This is a genomic window from Streptomyces sp. NPDC055013, assembly GCF_053608645.1.
The window spans coordinates 1-21,345 of sequence record NZ_JBSGVW010000046.1 but is presented as its reverse complement, the minus strand read 5'-3'; the positions used below and the strand labels follow the sequence as shown (position 1 = coordinate 21,345).

The following is a 21,345-nucleotide window of genomic DNA, read 5'->3' as shown; positions in this document are numbered from 1 at the left end:
CCCTTGCCACCCTTCAACGTCACTGAAGCGAACCCGCTTCGTGACGCCGCCGACCGACGGCTCCCGCGTATCGCGGGGCCGTCGGGCCTGGTGATCTTCGGCGTTACGGGCGATTTGTCACGTAAGAAGCTGATGCCGGCCGTTTACGACCTCGCCAACCGGGGTCTGCTGCCGCCGGGTTTCTCGCTGGTGGGCTTCGCCCGCCGCGAGTGGGCCAACGAGGACTTCGCGCAGGAGGTCCACGACGCCGTCAAGGAGCACGCCCGCACCCCCTTCCGTGAGGAGGTCTGGCAGCAGCTCATCCAGGGCATGCGCTTCGTGCAGGGCACCTTCGACGACGACGCCGCCTTCGAGCGGCTGCGCGGCACCATCGAGGAGCTGGACAAGGCCCAGGGCACGGGCGGCAACTTCGCCTTCTACCTCTCGGTGCCGCCGCGCTCCTTCCCGGTGGTCATCCAGCAGCTGAAGAAGCACGGCCTCGCCGACCAGACGAGCAGCTCCTGGCGGCGAGCGGTCATCGAGAAGCCCTTCGGACACGACCTGGCGTCGGCCGAGGAGCTCAACAAGGTCGTCCACGAGGTCTTCGCCCCGGACCAGGTCTTCCGCATCGACCACTACCTGGGCAAGGAGACCGTCCAGAACATCCTGGCGCTGCGGTTCGCCAACACGATGTTCGAGCCGATCTGGAACCGGTCCTTCGTGGACCACGTGCAGATCACCATGGCCGAGGACATCGGCATCGGCGGTCGCGCCGGCTACTACGACGGCATCGGCGCCGCCCGTGACGTCATCCAGAACCACCTGCTCCAGCTCCTGGCACTGACCGCGATGGAGGAGCCCGCCTCCTTCGACGCGGACGCGCTGGCGGCCGAGAAGACCAAGGTGCTCGGCGCCGTACGGCTGCCGAAGGACCTGGGCCGGGACACGGTGTTCGGGCAGTACGCGGCCGGCTGGCAGGGCGGCGAGAAGGCGGTCGGGTACCTCCAGGAGGAGGGCATCGACGCCAAGTCCAAGACGGACACCTACGCCGCGATCAAGGTGGGGATCGACAACCGCCGTTGGGCGGGTGTCCCCTTCTACCTGCGCACCGGCAAGCGCCTGGGCCGCCGCGTCACCGAGATCGCGGTCGTCTTCCAGCGTGCGCCGCACTCCCCCTTCGACACGACGGCCACCGAGGAGCTCGGCCAGAACGCGATCGTGATCCGCGTCCAGCCGGACGAGGGCGTCACGGTCCGCTTCGGCTCGAAGGTGCCGGGCACGTCGATGGAGATCCGCGACGTGTCGATGGACTTCGCGTACGGCGAGTCCTTCACGGAGTCGAGCCCGGAGGCGTACGAGCGTCTGATCCTGGACGTTCTCCTGGGTGACTCGAACCTCTTCCCGCGCACCGAGGAGGTCGAGCTGTCCTGGAAGATCCTCGACCCGATCGAGGAGTACTGGGACAAGAACGGCAAGCCGGCCCAGTACCCGTCCGGTACCTGGGGCCCCGTCGAGGCGGACGAAATGCTCGAGCGAGACGGACGGAGCTGGCGCCGGCCATGAAGATAGACCTCACGGACACCACGGCCAGCAAGATCAACAAGGCGCTGGTGCAGGGCCGCCGGGCCATCGGCACGCCGGCCGTGGGCATGGTGCTCACGCTGGTCATCGTCACGGACGAGGAGAACGCCTACGACGCTCTGAGGGCCGCCAACGACGCCTCGCGCGAGCACCCCTCGCGCACGCTCGTGGTCATCAAGCGCGTCTCGCGCTCACCCCGCGACCGCACGCAGTCCCGGCTGGACGCCGAGGTGCGGGTGGGTGCGGACGCGGGCACCGGCGAGACGGTCGTCCTGCGGCTGTATGGCGAGGTGTCCGACCACGCCCAGTCGGTCGTGCTGCCGCTGCTGCTGCCGGACGCCCCGGTGGTGGTCTGGTGGCCGGTCAACGCCCCGCTCGACCCGGCGAACGACCCGCTGGGCGCGCTGGCCCAGCGCCGGGTGACCGACACGTACGCCTCGGAGCAGCCGGTGCGGGAGCTGTCGGCCCGCGCCGACGCCTACACTCCCGGCGACACCGACCTGTCCTGGACCCGGATCACGCCGTGGCGCTCGATGCTGGCGGCGGCTCTGGACCAGGTGGTCTGCGAGGTGCAGGCCGTCGAGGTGGAGGGCGAGGAGTTCAACCCGAGCTGTGAGCTGCTGGCGATGTGGCTCGCGGACCGGCTGGACGTCCCCGTCAAGCGGTCGCTGTCGTCGGGCCCGGGCCTGACGGCGGTCCGTATGGACACCGACTGCGGCCCGATAGCGCTCGACCGGGCGGACGGCTCCCTGGCGACCCTCTCCATCCAGGGCCAGCCGGACCGTGCGGTGGCGCTGAAGCGGCGGGAGACGGCCGAGCTGATCGCGGAGGAGCTGCGGCGGCTCGACCCGGACGACACGTACGCCTCGGCGCTGCGGTTCGGGGTGGAGCGGCTGAGCGCCGGGCCGGCTCCGGCGGTTCGGGGCGTCGAGGCCGCGATCGCCAAGGCTGCGCAGGCCGTCGCCCTGGCCGAGGCCGCCGTGGCCAGGGCCGAGGAGTCGCCGGCCGAGGAGTCACAGGCCGGGGAGTCGCAGGCCAAGGAGTCGCAGGCCAAGGAGTCGCAGGGCGGGGAGGGAGCGCCGGCCAAAGGAGAACCGGCCGGACGAGCCGCTCTCCCGGCTCCCGTCGAAACCGCTGCGAAAGCACCCGCGAAGGAAGCGGCGGCACCGGAACCGGTGAAGAGGGCGGCGGCCAAGTGAGTACTCCGCAGCTGGTCGTGCACCACGACAAGGAGCTGATGGCGCAGGCCGCGGCGGCCCGGCTGATCACGAAGATCGTGGACGCGCAGGCCTCCCGGGGCTCGGCGTCCGTCGTCCTCACGGGTGGCCGCAACGGCAACGGCCTGCTGGCCGCGCTCGCGGCGGCTCCCGCCCGGGACGCCGTCGACTGGGGCCGGCTGGACCTCTGGTGGGGCGACGAGCGCTTCCTTCCCGAGGGCGATCCGGAGCGCAACGTCACTCAGGCGCGTGCAGCCCTGCTGGACGCGGTGCCGCTGGATCCGAAGCGGGTGCACGCCATGCCCGCCTCGGACGGCCCGTTCGGCACGGACGTGGAGGCGGCCGCCGCCGCCTACGCGGAGGAACTGGCGAGGGCGGCGGGCCCGGAGAACCACGGCGCGGTTCCCACGTTCGACGTCCTGATGCTGGGCGTGGGTCCGGACACGCACGTGGCCTCCCTGTTCCCGGAACTCCCCGCGGTACGGGAGACGGACCGCACGGTCGTCGGCGTGCACGGCGCCCCCAAGCCCCCACCGACCCGTGTCACCCTCACGCTGCCCGCGATCAGGGCGGCGCGTGAGGTGTGGCTGCTGGCGGCGGGCGAGGACAAGGCGCAGGCGGCGGCGATCGCGCTGTCGGGCGCGGGTGAGATCCAGGCACCGGCGGCCGGAGCGTACGGCCGTGCCAGGACGCTGTGGCTGCTGGATGCGGCGGCCGCTTCGCAGTTGCCGCGGTCGCTGTATCCACCGGCGTCCGCGTGAACGCACTTCGGGCCCTCGCTTCCCGGTGAAGCGAGGGCCCGAAGTACATGCACCGCTTGCCCGGGCTACTTCACCGACCCGGCCATCACGCCCTGTACGAAGTGCCGCTGGAACGCGAAGAACACCACGACCGGCACCACCAGCGACACGAACGCCCCCGGCGCCAGCACATCGATGTTGCTGCCGAACTGCCGGATCTGGGACTGCAGTTCAACCGTGAGCGGCTGCGACGCGCTGTCCGCGAAGAGCAGCGCCACCAGCATGTCGTTCCACACCCACAGGAACTGGAAGATGGCGAGCGAGGCGATCGCCGGGCGCCCCACCGGGAGCACCAGCCGCGTGAAGATCCGCCACTCGCTGCCCCCGTCCATCCGCGCCGCCTCCAGCATCTCCTTGGGCAGCTCGGCGAAGTAGTTCCGCAGCAGGAACACCGCGAACGGCAGCCCGTAGGCCACGTGGAAGAGGACGACACCGGGAATAGTGCCGAACAGCCCCAGCTGGCCGAAGAGTTTGGCGACCGGGAGCAGCCCGATCTGCACGGGCACCACGAGCAGTGCCACCACGACCAGGAAGATCGCCTCGCGTCCGGGGAAGTCCAGCCACGCGAAGGCGTACCCGGCGAGTGCCGCGAGGACGACCACCAGCAAAGTCGCCGGCACCGAGATCAGCACGGTGTTCCAGAAGGCCTGGGTGATCCCGGCGTTGCCCAGCAGTGCCGAGTAGTTGTCGAAGGACAGCTGGCCGGGGCTGGTGAACACGGTCCACCAGCCGCCGTTCGCCGTGTCCTCGGCGGACCGCATGGACGACACGAACAGCCCGGCCAGCGGCGTCAGCCACACCAGCCCGATCACCACGAGAAACGCCTGGACCAGCCCGTTGCCCAGTCCGCGCCTGACCGCGTTCATCGCTGACTCCCTCGGAAACGGCGGACGTTGAAGACCATGGCGGGGATGACGAGCAGCAGGAGCAGTACACCGAGCGCGCTGCCCAGTCCCTGGTTGTTGCCACCGCCGAACGACACCAGCCACATCTGCGTCGCGAGTACGGTCGCGTCCTCCTGCACCGGCCCTGGCGCGATGATGTAGACGAGGTCGAAGACCTTCATCACGTTGATGACGAGGGTGACGAACACGACCGTCAGCACCGGCGCCAGCAGCGGCACCGTGATCCGCCGGAAGATCTGCCACTCGTTCGCGCCGTCCATCCGCGCGGCCTCCAGCGCGTCCCGGGGCAGGGTCGCCAGACCCGCGCCGATCAGGACCATCGCGAATCCGGTCCAGATCCACAGGTACGCCCCGATGATCGCCGGCGTGACGAGCGTGGGTCCGAGCCAGGAGACGCCCTCGTAAGGAGCGGCGAAGTTCGAGGCCGGCAGCTTCACCGTGTACGACCCGTCGTCCAGCCCCTCGAAACGGAACGAGCCGTCGGCCGCCGTGGTCGTCGAGGCGACCGCCTCCCCGCCGCGCACCGCCTCGACCGTCATCTCCGGCAGCCCGCTCTCCCGCTGGTCGACCTTGCCCTGCTCCCCTCCCCCGCCGGGCGTGAAGTCGAGGTACACGACGCCGCTGAGCTCACCGGGGCTCGCCTTCTGCCCCGCGGCCGCGTCCGCCGGCCGGGCGTCCCCGGGCAGGTCCGCCGGGAGCACACCGACGAGTCCGAGGGTCACGGCCTGGCCGGGGGACGCGGTCGCGGTCGTGCCGTACGAGCCGTCCGCCCCCTTGGCCAGCCCTTGCCCGTCGCGTGCCCGTGCCGTCGGATAGGTCGACGTGCCCTGGAAGGCGTCGTGCACGGAGACGACGGCGGCGTTCAGCACGCCCTTGTCCGGGTCCTCGTCGTAGGCGAGCCGGAAGATGATGCCGGCGGCGAGGAAGGACACCGCCATCGGCATGAACAGCAGCAGCTTGAAGGCGGTCGCCCAGCGGACCTTCTCCACCAGCACGGCCAGGATCAGACCGAGGCCCGTCAGCAGGGCCGGGGCCACGACGACCCAGATGGTCGTGTTGCGGATCGCGTTGAGTGTCGCCGGGTCGCGGAACATCTCGGAGTAGTTCTCGCCGCCCACGAACTCGGTGCCGGAGGCGTCGAAGAAGCTGCGCCCGATGGAGAACAGCACGGGGTAGACGACGAGCGCGCCCAGCAGGAGCAGCGCGGGGAAGACGAAGAGGAGGGCGATGATCCGCCCGCGCCGCCGTGAGCGTCGGGCGCGCGCCTTGCCGTCGCCCGGGACGGGCGACGGGCTTGCCTCTTTGACGAGGGTGGCGGTCATGTCCGGTCAGCTTTCATACGTGTGGCGGTCATGGATGATCAGCCCTGGCCCTCGTACGCCTTGGCGGCCGCGGCCTCCAGCTTCGCCGCGGTGCCCTTCGGGTCCGACGGGTCGCGCAGGAAGTCCTGCAGGAGCTTCCACTCGCCCGCCCCCTTGGTGCCGCCGAAGGCCGCCGGGGCCTGGTCGGACATGTCGAAGCGAACCGAATCGCCCGCGGAGACGAGGGACTTGGCGGTCGCACGGGTGACGTCGTCGCCGTACGAGGCGAGGTCGACGTTCTTGTTCGGGGACAGGAAGCCGCCCGCCTCCGCCCACACGGCCGCGGCCTCCGGGGTGGCGAGGTACTCCAGCAGCGCCATGCCGGCCTTCTGGTTCTTGCCGTCCTTCAGGACGACGGCCGCGTCACCGCCGCTGACCACCGGCGCCTTGCCGGAACCGACCGCCGGGAACGGGAAGAAGTTCGCGTCCTCGCCGATCGACTTGCCGAACTGGTCCTTTGCGACACCCGCGACGAAGTCGCCCTCGTAGACCATGCCCGCCTCGGGCTTCGGCCCGAACACCTTCTCCACCGAGCCCGGGAAGTCGGTGTTCAGGGCCTCCTTCTGGCCGCCCGCGATCAGCTGCTTGTCCTTGAACAGCTTGCCGAGGGTGGTGAGCGCGTCGACCACGGACGCGTCGGTCCACTTCAGCTCGTGCGAGGCGAGGGCGTCGTACTTCTCGGGTCCGGCCTGGGAGAGGTAGACGTTCTCGAACCAGTCGGTGAGGGTCCAGCCGTCCTCCCCGGCGACCGAGAAGGCGGCGAGGCCGGAGTCGGAGACGGTCTTCCCGGCCTTCAGCATGTCGTCGTAGCTCTTCGGCGGCTCGACGCCGGCCTGGGCGAGGGCGTCGGGGCTGTACCAGACGGTCGACTTGTGCGCGGCCTTGAAGTAGAGGCCGTAGAGGGTGTCCTCGACGCTGCCGTAGTTCTTCCACACGGGGGCGAAGTTGGCGTTCACGGACTTCTGCGTGGTCTTGGACAGCGGCTCCAGCCAGCCCTTCTTCGCGAACTGCTGGAGCACGCCGACCTGCGGGACCATCACCACGTCGGGGGCGTTGCCGCCCTCGATCTTGCTGCCGACGACGGTGGAGACGTTGTCCCCGGTGGACACGAACTCGGTCTTGGCGCCGGTCTTCTCGGTGAACGCGTCCAGCACCTTCTGGAAGTTCTTCTGCTCGGTGCCGGTCCAGACACCGGCCACGGTGATCGTCTGGCCGCTGAGCGCCTTGTCACCGCCGCCCGCGGCGACCGGGCCGCCGCCACAGGCGGTCGCGCCGAGCGCGAGGACGAGAGCGGTGCAGCCGGTGAGCAGGGTCGTACGTCGTCGCATCATCGTTGATGTCCCTTCGGAGGATGGGGAGTTGACGGAAAATCAGAAGGCGCGGGACTCGGTCCCGTCGCTCATCCACCAGGCGGCGGTGGAGCCGGGCAGGACCCCGGCCGGGCAGGGGCCGCTCGACAGGAGCGGGGTGCCGGAGACCGGCGCCGGGGTGGGTGCGGTACCGAAGTTGACGGCGCAGACGAGACCGTCGCCGCGGACGAAGGCCAGGACGCCGGGCGCGCTGTCCAGCCAGCTCAGCGTGCCTTCACCAAACTGGGGCAGTGCCTCGCGCAGTTGGAGGCCGTCGCGGTACAGGTGCCAGAAGGAGCGGGTGTCGGCGAGGGCGCGGTCGGTGGCGTACTCGGCGAAGTACTCGGGCTGCGGCAGCCAGGGCTTGGCGCTCTCCGCGCCGGAGGTGAAGCCGAACGGGGACGCCTGTCCCGACCAGGGCAGCGGCACCCGGCAGCCGTCGCGGATGCGGGCCCGGCTGCCGGTGCGGTGGAAGATCGGGTCGGTGAGCACGTCGTCGGGCAGATCGACGACCTCGGGCAGGCCCAGCTCCTCGCCCTGGTAGATGTACGCGGCACCGGGCAGCGCCAGCATCAGCAGCGCGGCGGCGCGGGCGCGGGCGGCGCCGAGGCCGCTGCCCTCGGTGGCGGGTTCGCCGTAGCGGGTGACGGTGCGGACCTGGTCGTGGTTGTTGAGGACCCAGGTGACCGTCGAGCCCGTACCGGCTATGTCCTGCATGGCCTCGGAGATGACCTTGCGGAAGGCGTCGGCCTCCCAGGGGGCGCTGAGCAGGTCGAAGAAGAAGGCCTGGTGGAGCTCGTCGGAGCGGACGTACTGGGCGTGCTCGCGAGCGGTCGGGACGGACACCTCGCCGACGAGCAGACGCTCACGGCCGTCGCGGGCGGTGTACTCCTCGCATATGGAACGCCACTGGCGCCACACGTCGTGCACCTCGGGCTGGTTCCAGGCGAGCGGGTTGACCGAGTCGCGGGTGCGGGCGTCGGCCTCCGGGTCGTCGGAGTCGGGCAGCTCGGGGTGCTTGTAGAGGCCGGCGGCGACGTCGATGCGGAAGCCGTCGACACCCCGGTCCAGCCAGAACCGCAGGACCCGGTCGAACTCGGCGCCGACCTCCGGGTTGCGCCAGTTCCAGTCGGGCTGCTCGGGCGTGAACATGTGCAGGTACCACTGGCCGGACTGGCCGTCCGCCTCGGTCACCCGGCTCCACGCCGGGCCGCCGAACATCGCGTGCCAGTTGTTGGGCGGCACGGAGCCGTCGGCGCCACGGCCGTCGGCGAAGTGGAAGCGGGCGCGGGCCGCGCTGCCGGGCTCGGCGGACAGGGCCTCCTCGAACCACAGGTGCTCGCTGGAGCAGTGGTTGGGGACGATGTCGAGCAGCACCTTGATCCCCAGCCGCCGGGCCGCGGCGACCAGCTGGTCGAACTCGGCGAGGTCGCCGAAGAGCGGGTCGACGTCGCAGTAGTCGGCCACGTCGTACCCGTGGTCGTGCTGCGGCGAGGGATAGAAGGGGCTCAGCCAGATCCCGTCGACCCCGAGCTTCTTCAGATACGGCAGCCCGGCCCGGACCCCGGCGAGATCGCCGACACCGTCGCCGGTGCTGTCGAGGAAGCTGCGGACATAGACCTGGTAGATCACCGCGTCACGCCACCAGTGGTACTTACTCAGCATGCATGCATGTTAAGTATCCGTTTCAGGAGGGTGTCAATGAACTGGACGCAAGCTACCGAGCAGTTGACCTAATAAAATAGGGCATACCAGGTCAGGGCGAGGAAGGATGAGATGCCGCCGTTACCTAACAGGTAACTACTCAGCGGCGATGGCGTCGAGCTCTCGCGCCAGCCGCCGCACCGCGGCCTCGGGCGTCTCGCGGCCGGTCATCGCGTCGTGCACGACCGCCTGCACCACCAGGCTCACCTGGTCGTAGCGCGGGCTCTTGGGGCGCGGCGCGGCCGTCAGCACGCTCTCGCGCAGGGTCGGCAGATACGGGAACTCCCGCACCAGCCCGGGATCCTCGTACAGGTCGGCCCGTACCGGCGGCAGGGCGCCTCGCGTGAGGACCTGGCGCTGGACGCGCTCGCTGGTCAGGTACGCGATCAGACGGGCGGCCGAGTCGGGGTGCCGGGCATGGGAGCTGACGGCCAGGTTGGAGCCGCCGAGCACACTCGTCCCCGGCCCGTCCGGACCCGGCAGCGGTACGGCACCGATCCGCCCGGAGACCGGCGAGCCCTTGGCGGACGCGCCGACGTAGGCGTACGGCCAGTTACGGAGGAAGAGCAGGCGTCCGTCCTGGAAGGCCTGCTTGGACTCCTCCTCCTTGTAGGTGAGCGCCCGCTCGGGGATCCAGCCCTCGCGAACGCCCCGGGCGAGGAAGTCGATGCCGTCGCGGGCCGCCGTCGAGTTCACGGTGACGCGCTCGCCCTCGTCACCGAGGATCGAGCCGCCCGCCGAGTAGACGGCCTCGGCGGCGTTGACCGTGAGCCCTTCGTACGGCAGGAACTGCCCCGCGTAGCCGTCCAGGCCGTACTTGGGCGCGATGGTCTTGGCCGCCCGTTCCAGCTCGGCCCAGGTGCGCGGTGGGTCGACGCCCTCCTTGGCGAGGATGTCCTTGCGGTACAGGAGCAGACCGGCGTTGGTGACGTACGGGACCGCGTACAGCTGTCCGTCGTAGGTTGCCGTGTCCACGACCGGCGGCAGGAAGCTCCCCAGCGGGAAGCGGTCGCGCGCCAGGGGGCGGATCCAGCCCTGCGCCGCGAACTCCGAGGTCCAGCTGACGTCGATGTTGAGGACGTCGAAGCGGCTGCGATCACCACCGCGCAGGTCGGTGGTCATCTGCGCGTGGGTCTCGTCGGCGGAGTCGGGCAGCTCGACGAGGGTGACCTTCTCGTCGGGGTGGGTGCGGTTCCAGCCCTCCAGGACGGAACCGAGATAGCCGGTGAGGTCGCCGGCGGTGGCGAGCGTCAGGGGTCCCCTGCCACTCGCGGGACCCTCGTCGGCGCGGGCGCCGGAGGCAACGTAGCCGGTCAGGATCACAACGAGGACGAGAAGGCCCCTACCGGCGGCGTGGATCCACCGCATAGGTTCCTCCTTGCACACCGGCCCCAGGCACCTTCGCCCGGAGTCAGAGGCCATGTATACCTGTTAGGTATGCGCGATACTAGGCCTCGCGGCACATTACCCATGATGCGAGGAGGAGAGCACGAGTGCGGCTGCCCCTCCTGGCCCTGCTGGCGCGCGGCCCGGCCCACGGCTATGAGCTGAAGCAGGACCTTGAGCAACTGCTGGGCTCCGCGTACCCTCAGCCGAACGTCGGCCAGATCTATGTGACCCTCGGCCGTCTCGAGAAATCGGGGCTGATAGAGGGCGAGGACGTCGAGCAGTCGAGCCGGCCCAACAAGAAGGTCTACCACCTCACCGACGCCGGGCGTGAGGCGCTGCGCGCCTGGTTCGAGGAGCCCGAGGACGAGCCGCGGGTGCGGGACGAGTTCTTCATGAAGCTGGCCGTCGCCCCGCAGACGGGGCTCGCCGACCAGATCGCCCTCATCAACCAACAGCGGCGCCAGTACTTGAACACCATGCGTCAACTGTCGAAACTGGCCGCCGCCGAAGACCGGGACAACCGCATCGCCCACCTGCTGATCGAGGGCGCGATGCTGCATCTGCAGGCCGACCTCGACTGGCTTGAGCGGTGCCAGGAAGAGCTGGAGGAGCTGGAGTGAGCGACGATTCCGCTCCTGAGCTGGGCGCCGACGGTCGCGGTGCGCGGGCCGATGACCCCGCGCCGCAGGCCGAGAGCTCCGCGCCGAGCGCCGCGAGCCGCCCGGTGCTGCGGGCCGAGGGCCTGGTCAAGACGCATCAAGGCGGCGAGGGCGCTCCGGCGCATGCCGTGCGGGGCGTTGATCTTTCCGTCCGACAGGGCGAGTTCGTGGCCGTCACCGGTCCGTCCGGTGCCGGTAAGTCGACCTTGCTGCATCTGCTGGGCGGGCTGCAGCGCCCGGACAGCGGGAGCATCTGGCTGGACGGCGAGTGCGCGGACCGGTGGAGCGAGGCCCGCTGGGCGGTGGAGCGCAGGAAGCGGATCGGGATCGTCTTCCAGTTCTTCAACCTGGTCTCCGACCTGTCCGTCGCCGACAACGTGGAGCTGCCCGCACTGCTGGCCGGCGTCGCGCCGAAGCGGGCGCGCACCGAGCGGGCGGAGCTGCTGGGCGAGCTGGGCCTCGCGGGCAAGGAGCGGAGCCTGCCGGGCGAGCTGTCCGGCGGCGAGCAGCAGCGGGTCGCACTGGCCCGCGCCCTGGTCAACCGTCCGCCGCTGCTGCTGGCCGACGAGCCGGCCGGCAGCCTGGACAGCAAGGGCACCCGCGAGGTGATGCGGCTGCTGTCCCGCTTCCACCAGCGCGGCCAGGCGATCGTGCTGGTCACGCATGACGCCCGACTCGCCAGCGCCGCGGACCGCGTGATCAGCTTCTTCGACGGCCGCATAGCCGACGACGCCGAACTGGACGCGGGCACACCGCCACGCCGGGCCGGGACGTCGAGTGTGCTGGAGCTCAGGGACTGACATGCGGCGCTACGACGATCCCCGCCCCCCGCGCGGGCCTGCCGGTCCCGAGCGGCGAGGCTGACGCCCATGCGAGCCACCCTGCGCTGGGCGCACTCCGATCTGCGGACGCACCGCGGCGAGGCACTGTTCCTGGTGCTGGCCACGGCCGGGATCGTCGTGTCGCTGCTGCTGGCCACGGCACTCTTCGGCTACGCCACCAACCCCTGGCAGCGCGTCTTCACCCAGGCGCACGGCGCGCACGTGTGGCTGCACACCGGGTCGTCGGCCGACACCGGGAAACTGGCCGAGCTCGACGGCGTGGAGTCCGTCGCGGGGCCCTACCCGACCGCCTCCACCACCCTGTCCTCCCAGGGCACCCGTGCCACCGTCGAACTGCGCGGCACCCCCGAGCGCCCCACCGTCGGCCGCCCCCTGATCACCTCCGGCCACTGGCTGGACCCCTCGAACCCCGACGGCGTCGTCCTGGAGACCCGCCTCGCCCGCGCCCTTCTCGCCGCCCCCGGCGACACCCTCACCCTGCCCGGCACCGGCACTGCCCGGACCCTGACCGTCCTCGGCATCGCCGACAGCGCCGAGCCGCGCTACCGGCCTGGCGAGCAGCCGGGCCTGGTCTGGGCACCGCCGTCCGCCGTGCCCGACCCGGGCGGTCAGGTGATCGGGCTGCGTCTGACGGACCCCGACGACACGGACTACGCCGTCCAGCGCGCCGTGACCGTGCTGGGCGCCGGCGCGGTCAGCGAGGTCTCCACCTGGAAACAGGGGCGCGCCGAGGCGCAGGGCGACAACCGGCTGCTCGGGCAGGTGCTGGGCCTGTTCGGGCTGGGCGCGCTGGTCGCCGCCGGGCTCGCCGTCCACGGGGCGATCGGCACCCGCATCCGCGGGCATCTGCGGGACATCTCCGTGCTGAAGGCGATCGGCTTCACGCCGGGCCAGGTGGTCCGAGTCTTCCTGCTGCAGCATCTCGCCTACGCGCTGCTGGGTGCCGTCGCCGCCGCGACCCTCATCCAGGCCCTGGGCAGTCACATCCCGGGCCGGCTCGGGGACGCGGTCGGGGTGTGGCAGGGGCTGCCCGGGCACACCGTTGCGCTGTTCACGGTTCCCGTCGCGGCAGTGCTGCTCATCGGCGCGACCACCGGGCTCGCGGCCTGGCGGGCGGGCCGCGTGCCCCCGGTACCGGTGCCACGGCCCGCGGCACCGCTCGGCGGACGGCTGTCGGGTGTCGCCCGGCAGGCGCTGGGGCTGCGGCTGCCGCCCGCGCTGGTGCTGGGCTGGCATCGGGCGTTCACCCGCCGGCTGAGATCACTGGCGACGGTCGCCCGGCTCGCGCTGCCGCTGCTGCTGATCGTGGTGGCGATGAGCGCGTGGACCACGATCGAACGCTTCGACAGCAGCCCCGAGCAGATCGGCCTGCCCACCGCCCTGGCCGTCCACGCCGACTCCGGCCTGGCCGACCGGGAGACCCGCACGCTGCTGGAACGCGACCCGCAGGTCACCGCCGCCTACCCCGGCGTCGAGGTGGCCGCCCTGGTCCCGGGCCAGACAGCCACGATCGCCCTGCGCGGCCTCGGTACCCGCGAGGACCCCTACCCGTACGCCCTGGCCGAGGGCCGCCCCGCGCAGGGCCGCGACGAGGCGGTGGCCGGGCAGGGGCTGCTGGATCTGCTGGACGTGCAGGTCGGCGACTGGGTTCGGATGACCGTCGGCGACCAGCCGCAGATCCTGCACATCGTGGGCCGCAGCGTCGAGCCGGAGAACGCCGGCCGGGTCATCTCCACCTCCCTCGACACCCTCCGCGAGAACGATCCCGGCCTCGGCCCCACCCTGTACGAGCTGCGGCTCCGCCCGGGCGCGGATCCCGCCGAAGTCGCCGACCGGCTGGCCGCCACCGGGCACGGACGCCTCGACGTGCACGCCGTGCCGAACCCCGCCGACGGCCTGTCGGCCCTGCGCGGTGTCGTCGTCGGCCTGATCGCCGTGCTGGCCCTCATCGGGCTCATCGAACTGCTCACCGCGATCGGCGGTGCCGTCCGCGAGGGTGAACGGGACCTGCTGGCCCTCAAGGCCATCGGACTGTCCCCACGGCAGATCACCGCGATCACCGTCACCTCCACGGCCTGCACCGCCCTGGCCGCGGTCGTCATCGGTACCGCACTGGGCACACCCCTCGCGCACTGGCTGATCGACGCCCAGGGCAGATCGAGCGGCATCGGCGCGGGCATCGCGCAGGGCCCGTCCGCCGCCCTCCTCGTGCTGTTCGGCACGGCGGCAGTCGCCGGAGCGGCCGCACTCGCCGCCTTCCCGGCCTCCCGCGCCGCCCGCCGCCGACTCGCCGACACACTGAGCGCGGTCGCCTGACCGACGACGGCGCCGGCACGGATTGCACGAGGTCAGCTGCCGTAGGGGCCGGGGCCGTACGGCTGCTGCGGGTTGTACGGAGGCGGCGGACTGTAGGGAGGCGGCGGGTCCTGCGGATACTGCGGCCCGTAGGGGTGCTGCGCACCGGGGCCGTACGGATTCCCTTGCGGGGGCCGGCCGTAGGGGTTCCCGGATGGCGTGTACGGGTTGCCCTGCGGCGGTACGAAGCCGTTCGGGGCGTAAGACGGTGGCGTCGGGGTCGGCATCGGAGTGGGCGTCGGGATCGGCGGCAGGGTGGCCGGGTGGGCCGCAAGCCGGATGCCGTACCGGTTCTTGAGTCGGCCCATCTCCAGCAGGGCGATGCCCGTGACCGTCAGTGGAGCGCCCAGGATGAAGACGAAGCCCAGGGCGAGGCCGAGACCGTGCAGGTCACCGGTCACGAGGTCGGGAATGGCCATCAGCCAGGTCGTCACGGTCGCGAGCAACGGCGGCAGGCTGCGGTGCACGACAGCGGTGCCGAAGAAGTTCCCCGAGATCCGGTAGGCGCCGGCGATCACGAAGAAGCCCATCCAGAGCCCGGTCAGGCTGAGCAGCATGTTCCCGAGGACCCCGAGCGAGCCGCCCAAGCGGAAGATCAACAGAGTCCCGAGCGCCGAGCCGATGAACAGCAGCAGCAACTTCAGCGACCTGACGAGCGGTTCCCGCAGCTGCCCCACCGTACCGGCGCCGGAACGCCGCCACAGCCAGAGCATCACGCCGACCGTGAGCGGCGTGATGAACAGCAGGACCGCGCAGGCGGTCGCCGCGTTGTCCAGCATCTCGTCGAAGGCGAACCCGCCCTCGACGAAGGTGTAGACACCGAACGCCGCGACCGCCCCCACGATGACCCGCGCCTTCTTGAGCGCGTCCACCGACGGATCCAGCGAGTTCGGGATCCAGGTCGGGTGGAACACCGCCTTCGCGACCTGATGAGGCTTCAGGAACGACTGGGCGGTCAGGACGCCGCCGGTCCAACTCCCTTGTGGATTAGCCAATTCACACTCCCCCGAGTGATCGTGCCCATGATCAACGAGGGAGTCTACGGGAAGCGGACGACCACGCGCCGCCCGCCTTCCGCATCCGCGGTCACCGCCGGATCCGCGTCACCGCCGGCCGCGCAGCTCCCGGTACTTGGCGACGAGCGCCTGCGTCGACGCGTCCAGGCCCGGCACCTCGGCGCCCTCGGTCAGCGCGGGCTCCACACGCTTGGCGAGGACCTTGCCGAGCTCGACGCCCCACTGGTCGAAGGAGTCGATGTTCCACACCGCGCCCTGCACGAACACCTTGTGCTCGTACAGCGCGATCATCTGCCCGAGCACCGACGGAGTCAGCTCGCGCGCGAGGACCGTCGTCGTCGGGTGGTTGCCCTTGAACGTCTTGTGGGTCACCAGCTCCTCCGGCACCCCCTCGGCACGCACCTCCTCCGGCGTCTTGCCGAACGCCAGCGCCTGCGTCTGCGCGAAGAAGTTCGCCATCAGCAGGTCGTGCTGTGCCTTGAGTCCGTCGCTCATCTCGGCGACGGGTTCGGCGAAGCCGATGAAGTCCGCCGGGATCAGCTTGGTTCCCTGGTGGATCAGCTGGTAGTAGGCGTGCTGCCCGTTGGTGCCCGGCGTGCCCCACACGACCGGCCCGGTCTGCCAGTCGACCTCCCGCCCGTCCCGGCCGACGTACTTGCCGTTGGACTCCATGTCCAGCTGCTGCAGATACGCCGTGAACTTCGACAGGTAGTGGCTGTACGGCAGCACCGCGTGCGACTGGGCGTCGTGGAAATTGCCGTACCAGATGCCCAACAGACCCAGCAGCAGCGGCACGTTGGACTCGGCGGGCGCGGTGCGGAAGTGCTCGTCGACGGTGTGGAAGCCGTCGAGCATCTCCCGGAAGCGGTCCGGGCCGATGGCGATCATCAGGGACAGGCCGATCGCCGAGTCATAGGAATAGCGCCCGCCGACCCAGTCCCAGAACTCGAACATGTTGGCCGTGTCGATGCCGAAGTCCGCCACCTTCTCGGCATTCGTCGACAGGGCGACGAAGTGCTTGGCGACGGCTTCCGGACCCGCCTTCAGCTCACCCAGCAGCCAGTCGCGCGCCGAGGTCGCGTTGCTGATCGTCTCGATCGTCGTGAAGGTCTTGGAGGCGATGACGAACAGCGTCTCGGCCGCGTCCAGGTCGCGGGTGGCCTCGTGCAGGTCGGCGCCGTCGACGTTCGACACGAAGCGGACGGTCAGGTCTCGGTCGGTGAAGCTGCGCAGCACCTCGTACGCCATCGCCGGGCCGAGGTCGGAGCCGCCGATGCCGACGTTCACGACGTTCTTGATGCGCCGGCCGGTGTGCCCGGTCCAGGCCCCGGAGCGGACCCGCCCGGCGAAGTCGGCCATCTTGTCGAGGACGGCGTGCACCCCCGGGACGACGTTCTCCCCGTCGACCTCGATCACCGCGTCACGGGGTGCGCGCAGCGCGGTGTGCAGCACGGCGCGATTCTCGGTTGTGTTGATCTTCTCGCCGCGGAACATGGCGTCCCGCAGCCCGAACACGTCCGTCGCGGCGGCCAGCTCGCGCAGCAGCCGCAGCGTCTCGTCGGTGACCAGGTGCTTGGAGTAGTCGACGTGCAGGTCACCGACCTGCAGCGTGTACCCCGCACCACGGCCCGGGTCAGCGGCGAACAGCTCCCGCAGCCCCACTTCGCCGAGTTCCTCTCGGTGCTTGGCCAACTCGGTCCACTCGGGGGTCTGGTTGAGCCTGGTACGGCCGTCTGCGTTCATGTCCGACTTCAGCCTTCTTTCGTGCCTGTCCCAGCTGTTCCAACCTAATTGATCAGCGCCCGGCGTGAGCCGTCGTGGCGTCGTCGTCCGGCGCAACAACAGGTACGTCCGGCTTGCGCACAGGTATCAGCGAGGCGACGGTCAGTACGAAGAAGGCGGCCGTGAGCAGGGGCGGGGTGTTGAGGCCCCAGGCGGTCGCGACGGCACCGCCCAGCAGGGCGCCGAGCGGCACCCCGGCGAAGGCCAGGGTCCGGAACGCCGAGGCCACCCTGCCCAGCAGCGCCACGGGGCTGCGCTGCTGCATGAGGGTCGTCGTGTTGACGTTCCACACCATGCCCATGAGCCCGAAGACGGCCAGGGCGGCCACCAGCACCGCGAGGCTGCGCACGGTGCCCATGACGACGAGGGCCGCACTCTGCACCGTGCCGGCGAGCAGCACGGCCCGGATTCCGCCCAGGCGCTTCACGATCCGGCCGTTCAGCACTCCCCCGGCCAGGCCGCCGACGGTGAAGGCGGCGCCCGCCGCGGCGTACCCCACGGGGCCGGCGTCCAGCCACCCGGTCACCAGGAGGACGAGGGTGGCGAGCTGGGCTCCCATGCCGATGTTGCACAGCGCCGTGGCCGCGCACAGTCCTCGCAGGGCCCGGTCGCGCCACAGGGTGCGCAGTCCCTCCGCGATCTCCCGGCGCAGGGTGCTGCCCGCCGGTGCCGGCCCCTGCTCGGGCGCCTCGACCCGCAGTGAGGCCACCAGCACGGCCGCCACCAGATAGGTGCCGGCGTCGGCCGCGAAGGGCACGGCCGCTCCCGCCGCCAGCAGCACCGGCACGACCGGCCCGCCCACCAGTCCGCCGGCGATGCGCTGCCCGGTCATGAGGCGGGCATTCGCACTGCTCAGCGCGTCACGGTCGACCAGGGCGGGGAGCAGGGCCGTGGCGGCGTTGTCGAACAGTGTCTGGAGCGCGGTCAGAGTGAAAGCCAGTGCGATGAGCAGGCCGATCGAAGCGTGGCCGAACGCCACGGCCACCGCGAAAGCGCCGACCAGGAGGCCTCGTAACGCATCGACCGTCCACATCGCGCGCCGCTGGTCCACCCGGTCGGCGACGGCGCCGCCGAGCAGCCCGAACATGATCCACGGCAGATAGCCGCAGGCGGTGACCGCGGCGATCAGCAGCGGCCGGTCGGTGAGGGTCACGGCGAGGAGCGGCAGGGCCGCCGTACGCAGGGAGTCGCCGAAGCTGGAGAGCACGGCGGCGCTCCACAGCCGCCCGAATCCTCCGCGCCACGCGGGCGCACCAACGCCCACCGTCTCAGCCGTCGCCACCACTCACCCCCCGGTCCATCGATACAGAAGATCGATGCACAAACCGTAGAGGGCGCCACTGACAATCGGTCCGCGAGCGGCTGGGCGCCGGTGCGTCGTACAGGTCCGGCCGGGCACCCGAGGGTGTCCGGCCGGCCTCAATTCCTAGATCTCGCCCCGCAGTTTGGCGAGCGCCTCGGCGAGGATCGCCTCGCCGTCCGCGTCACTGCGCCGTTCCCGTACATACGCGAGGTGCGTCTTGTAGGGCTCGGTGCGCGGCGGGTCCGGCGGGTTGTCCCGGTCCTGTCCGGCGGGAAAGCCGCAGCGCGGGCAGTCCCAGGTGTCGGGAACCTGCGCGTCGCTGGCGAAGCTGGGCTGGGTCTCATGCCCGTTGGAGCACCAGAAGGAGATGCGCAGCCGGGGCGCGGACTCGCCCCGCTCGGCCTCGCCCATCGGCCCCGCCCCGACCCGGCTTCCTCGGATCGCGTTGCCACTTGCCACGGTCGTAACTCCCTGCGTGATGGTGCCGCGAAGCGAGTCGGCGTTTCGCTTCGCTGCGAGCGCCTCAGTCTACGTAAGGCCCAACGCGCGTCCAGTGATTGGAGTTACACAGCCCTCACACCTAGACGCAAGCCCCATGATAGGCCGCGCTCAGCTGCGCGTACCGAACATGGGGCCTTACGTGTGGATTGTGCGTGCCGGTCAGTTGTTCACCTTCATCAGGACACCGAGCACGACGATGCACGCGAACCACAGCAAACCGACCACAACGGTGATCCGGTCGAGGTTGCGCTCGGCGACCGAGGAGCCACCGACGGACGACTGCATGCCGCCACCGAACATGTCGGAGAGGCCGCCGCCCTTGCCCTTGTGCATCAGCACCAGCAGCATCAGCAGCCCGCTGAAGACGATCAGGGCGATCGAGAACCCCATAACCACGGCTGGACCAACTTCCTCGGATCTGGATGGACGACAGGGGCACAGCCACTGAGCTGTGCCCCCGCAAGGGTACGACGGATCCCGCTTACCAGGAACTCACTGGTCGCGGAACCGCACGATCTTGACGAACTCGTCGGCGTCCAGTGAGGCACCGCCGACCAGGGCGCCGTCGATGTCGGCCTGAGCCATGATCTCCGCGACGTTGCCCGACTTCACGGAGCCGCCGTACTGGATGCGGACCTGGTCGGCCAGCTCCTGCGAGTACAGCTCGGCGATCTTGGCGCGGATCGCGGCGCAGACCTCCTGGGCGTCCTCGGCGCCGCAGACCTTGCCGGTGCCGATGGCCCAGACGGGCTCGTAGGCGATCACGACGGTCTCGGCCTGCTCGGCCGGGAGGTCCTTCAGACCGCCCTCGACCTGGGTGAGGGTGTGGGTGACGTGGTTGCCCGCCTCGCGGACGTCCAGCTCCTCGCCGACGCACAGGATCGGGGTCAGGCCGTGCTTGTAGGCGGCCTTGACCTTGGCGTTGACGATCTCGTCGGTCTCGGCGTGGTACTGGCGGCGCTCGGAGTGGCCGATCGCCACGTACGTGCACTTCAGCTTGGCCAGCATCGGGCCGGAGATCTCGCCGGTGTAGGCGCCGGAGTCCTGGGCCGAGATGTCCTGTGCGCCGTACTTGATCTTCAGCTTGTCGCCGTCGACCAGGGTCTGCACGGAGCGCAGGTCGGTGAAGGGCGGCAGGACGGCGACCTCGACGGCCTCGTAGTCCTTGTCGGCCAGGGCGAAGGCGAGCTTCTGGACGTGCGCGATGGCCTCGAGGTGGTTGAGGTTCATCTTCCAGTTGCCCGCCATCAGCGGCGTGCGCGTGCTCATAAGGGGTCAGTCCTCCAGTGCGGCGAGGCCGGGGAGCGTCTTGCCCTCGAGGTATTCGAGGGAGGCGCCGCCACCGGTCGAGATGTGGCCGAATGCAGTCTCGTCGAAGCCCAGGGTGCGGACGGCCGCGGCGGAGTCGCCACCGCCGACCACGGTGAAGCCCTTGGATTCGACGAGGGCCTGGGCGACCGCCTTGGTGCCCTCGGCGTAGTCGGGGTGCTCGAAGACGCCCATGGGGCCGTTCCAGAAGACGGTGGCGGCGTCGGCGAGCTTCGAGGCGTACAGCTTGCGGGTCTCCGGACCGATGTCCAGGCCCTCCTGGTCGGCCGGGATGGCGTCCGCGGCGACGGTCGTGGGGTTGCTCGGGGCCTTGGTCTTCAGGTCCGGGAACTCGGTGGAGACCAGGACGTCGACCGGCAGGACGATCTCGACGCCGTTCTTCTCGGCGCGCTCCATGTACTCGGTGACGGCCGGGATCTGGTCCGCCTGGAGGAGGGAGATGCCGACCTCGTAGCCCTTGGCCTTGAGGAAGGTGTACGCCATGCCGCCGCCGATGAGCAGCCGGTCGGCCTTGGCGAGCAGCTGGTCGATGACGGCGAGCTTGTCGGACACCTTGGCGCCGCCGAGCGCGACGACGTACGGCCGCTTGACGTCCTCGGTGAGCTTCTTCAGGACGCCGACCTCGTTCGCGATGAGGTAGCCGGCGTAGTGCGGCAGTTTGGCCGGGAGGTCGTACACGGAGGCGTGCTTGCGGTGCACCGCACCGAAGCCGTCGCCGACGTAGACGTCCGCGAGGGCGGCCAGCCGGTCGGCGAAGGCGCCGCGCTCGGCGTCGTCCTTGCTCGTCTCACCGGCGTTGAAGCGGAGGTTCTCGACGACCGCGACCTGACCGTCGGCGAGGCCGGCGACCACGGCCTGGGCGGACTCGCCGACCGTGTCGGTCGCGAACGCGACGTCCGCGCCGAGCAGTTCACCGAGGCGCGCGGCGGCGGAGGCCAGGGAGAACGCGGGGTCCGGGGCACCCTTGGGGCGACCCAGGTGCGAGGCGACGACCACGCGGGCGCCCGCCTCGGCCAGCGCCTTGACGGTGGGCAGGACGGCGCGGATACGGCCGTCGTCGGTGATCGTGGTGCCGTCCAGCGGCACGTTCAGGTCGGCGCGGACGAAGACCCGCTTACCGGCGACGCCTTCGGAGAGAAGTTCGTCGATCGTCTTCATGAAGGGGACTCCTGAGAAGGGCTCGTGATCGCTCGTAAGTGCTCGGAAGCACTCGTGATCCAACAGGTCTGATCTGCACGTGAGTCAGGGCTCGGGCGGCGCGTCCCTGCGCCTG

General features: G+C 70.6%; 18 protein-coding genes. 6 read left to right on the top strand and 12 right to left on the bottom strand.

Translation table 11 applies throughout. From position 1 onward, the window contains the following. Positions 1-3 precede the first annotated feature (3 nt). From zwf to pgl, 3 genes are read left to right on the top strand one after another with little or no spacing between them, the layout of a single operon-like run. Positions 4-1,542 (top strand): glucose-6-phosphate dehydrogenase, encoded by a 1,539-nt coding sequence (gene zwf, locus ACWGDB_RS37140; protein WP_453826500.1) that lies wholly within the window; start codon positions 4-6, stop codon positions 1,540-1,542. Next, positions 1,539-2,759 (top strand): glucose-6-phosphate dehydrogenase assembly protein OpcA, encoded by a 1,221-nt coding sequence (opcA, locus tag ACWGDB_RS37135; protein WP_453826499.1) that lies wholly within the window; start codon positions 1,539-1,541, stop codon positions 2,757-2,759. The genes zwf and opcA overlap by 4 nt, the downstream gene beginning before the upstream one ends. Then, a complete protein-coding gene (pgl, locus tag ACWGDB_RS37130) occupies positions 2,756-3,538 on the top strand; it encodes a 6-phosphogluconolactonase (protein ID WP_383597096.1) in 783 nt (260 codons plus the stop codon). Before opcA ends, pgl begins: the two co-directional genes overlap by 4 nt. A 65-nt stretch (positions 3,539-3,603) precedes the next feature. On the opposite strand, the gene ACWGDB_RS37125 is transcribed toward pgl, so the two are convergent. The 5 genes from ACWGDB_RS37125 to ACWGDB_RS37105 all read right to left on the bottom strand — a co-directional run bounded on the left by ACWGDB_RS37125 (position 3,604) and on the right by ACWGDB_RS37105 (position 10,264). Beyond that, positions 3,604-4,443 carry a carbohydrate ABC transporter permease gene (locus ACWGDB_RS37125; protein ID WP_453826498.1) on the bottom strand — a complete coding sequence of 280 codons (840 nt, stop codon included), beginning with the start codon at positions 4,441-4,443 and terminating at the stop codon, positions 3,604-3,606. Further along, positions 4,440-5,804, bottom strand: coding sequence for an ABC transporter permease subunit (locus ACWGDB_RS37120; protein ID WP_453826497.1), 1,365 nt, complete (start codon positions 5,802-5,804; stop codon positions 4,440-4,442). The genes ACWGDB_RS37125 and ACWGDB_RS37120 overlap by 4 nt, the downstream gene beginning before the upstream one ends. A 38-nt stretch (positions 5,805-5,842) precedes the next feature. Further along, entirely contained in the window at positions 5,843-7,174 is a 1,332-nt protein-coding gene (locus ACWGDB_RS37115) for an ABC transporter substrate-binding protein (RefSeq protein WP_453826496.1), read from the bottom strand. A gap of 39 nt (positions 7,175-7,213) precedes the next feature. Then, a complete protein-coding gene (locus ACWGDB_RS37110; RefSeq protein WP_453826495.1) occupies positions 7,214-8,857 on the bottom strand; it encodes a glycoside hydrolase family 13 protein in 1,644 nt (547 codons plus the stop codon). 135 nt (positions 8,858-8,992) lie between these two features. Next, entirely contained in the window at positions 8,993-10,264 is a 1,272-nt protein-coding gene (locus ACWGDB_RS37105; protein ID WP_453826494.1) for an ABC transporter substrate-binding protein, read from the bottom strand. A 125-nt stretch (positions 10,265-10,389) separates the two neighbouring features. On the opposite strand from ACWGDB_RS37105, the gene ACWGDB_RS37100 reads away from it, so the two are divergent. The 3 genes from ACWGDB_RS37100 (at position 10,390) to ACWGDB_RS37090 (ending at position 14,102) form a co-directional block, all read left to right on the top strand. Beyond that, on the top strand, positions 10,390-10,905 hold the full coding sequence (locus tag ACWGDB_RS37100; RefSeq protein WP_369270303.1) for a PadR family transcriptional regulator: 516 nt from the start codon (positions 10,390-10,392) through the stop codon (positions 10,903-10,905). 104 nt (positions 10,906-11,009) lie between these two features. Further along, positions 11,010-11,744, top strand: coding sequence for an ABC transporter ATP-binding protein (locus ACWGDB_RS37095; RefSeq protein WP_453826532.1), 735 nt, complete (start codon positions 11,010-11,012; stop codon positions 11,742-11,744). Positions 11,745-11,813: 69 nt separating this feature from the next. Continuing rightward, positions 11,814-14,102, top strand: coding sequence for an ABC transporter permease (locus tag ACWGDB_RS37090; protein WP_453826493.1), 2,289 nt, complete (start codon positions 11,814-11,816; stop codon positions 14,100-14,102). Between the two features lie 32 nt (positions 14,103-14,134). Here ACWGDB_RS37090 and ACWGDB_RS37085 read toward each other — a convergent pair whose 3' ends face one another. The 7 genes from ACWGDB_RS37085 to ACWGDB_RS37055 all read right to left on the bottom strand — a co-directional run bounded on the left by ACWGDB_RS37085 (position 14,135) and on the right by ACWGDB_RS37055 (position 21,230). Beyond that, positions 14,135-15,136, bottom strand: coding sequence for a hypothetical protein (locus tag ACWGDB_RS37085; RefSeq protein WP_453826492.1), 1,002 nt, complete (start codon positions 15,134-15,136; stop codon positions 14,135-14,137). Positions 15,137-15,244: 108 nt separating this feature from the next. Beyond that, positions 15,245-16,900, bottom strand: coding sequence for a glucose-6-phosphate isomerase (pgi, locus tag ACWGDB_RS37080; protein ID WP_453826491.1), 1,656 nt, complete (start codon positions 16,898-16,900; stop codon positions 15,245-15,247). 52 nt (positions 16,901-16,952) lie between these two features. After that, positions 16,953-18,221 carry an MFS transporter gene (locus ACWGDB_RS37075; RefSeq protein ID WP_453826490.1) on the bottom strand — a complete coding sequence of 423 codons (1,269 nt, stop codon included), beginning with the start codon at positions 18,219-18,221 and terminating at the stop codon, positions 16,953-16,955. Positions 18,222-18,365: 144 nt separating this feature from the next. Further along, a complete protein-coding gene (locus ACWGDB_RS37070) occupies positions 18,366-18,701 on the bottom strand; it encodes an RNA polymerase-binding protein RbpA (protein WP_003957010.1) in 336 nt (111 codons plus the stop codon). A 201-nt stretch (positions 18,702-18,902) separates the two neighbouring features. Then, positions 18,903-19,133 (bottom strand): preprotein translocase subunit SecG, encoded by a 231-nt coding sequence (gene secG / locus ACWGDB_RS37065; RefSeq protein WP_328430621.1) that lies wholly within the window; start codon positions 19,131-19,133, stop codon positions 18,903-18,905. Positions 19,134-19,235: 102 nt separating this feature from the next. Then, on the bottom strand, positions 19,236-20,012 hold the full coding sequence (gene tpiA / locus ACWGDB_RS37060; protein WP_453826489.1) for a triose-phosphate isomerase: 777 nt from the start codon (positions 20,010-20,012) through the stop codon (positions 19,236-19,238). 6 nt (positions 20,013-20,018) lie between these two features. Further along, the gene (locus ACWGDB_RS37055) at positions 20,019-21,230 is read right to left on the bottom strand and encodes a phosphoglycerate kinase (RefSeq protein WP_453826488.1); all 1,212 of its coding nucleotides are present in this window, start codon (positions 21,228-21,230) and stop codon (positions 20,019-20,021) included. Positions 21,231-21,345 lie beyond the last annotated feature (115 nt).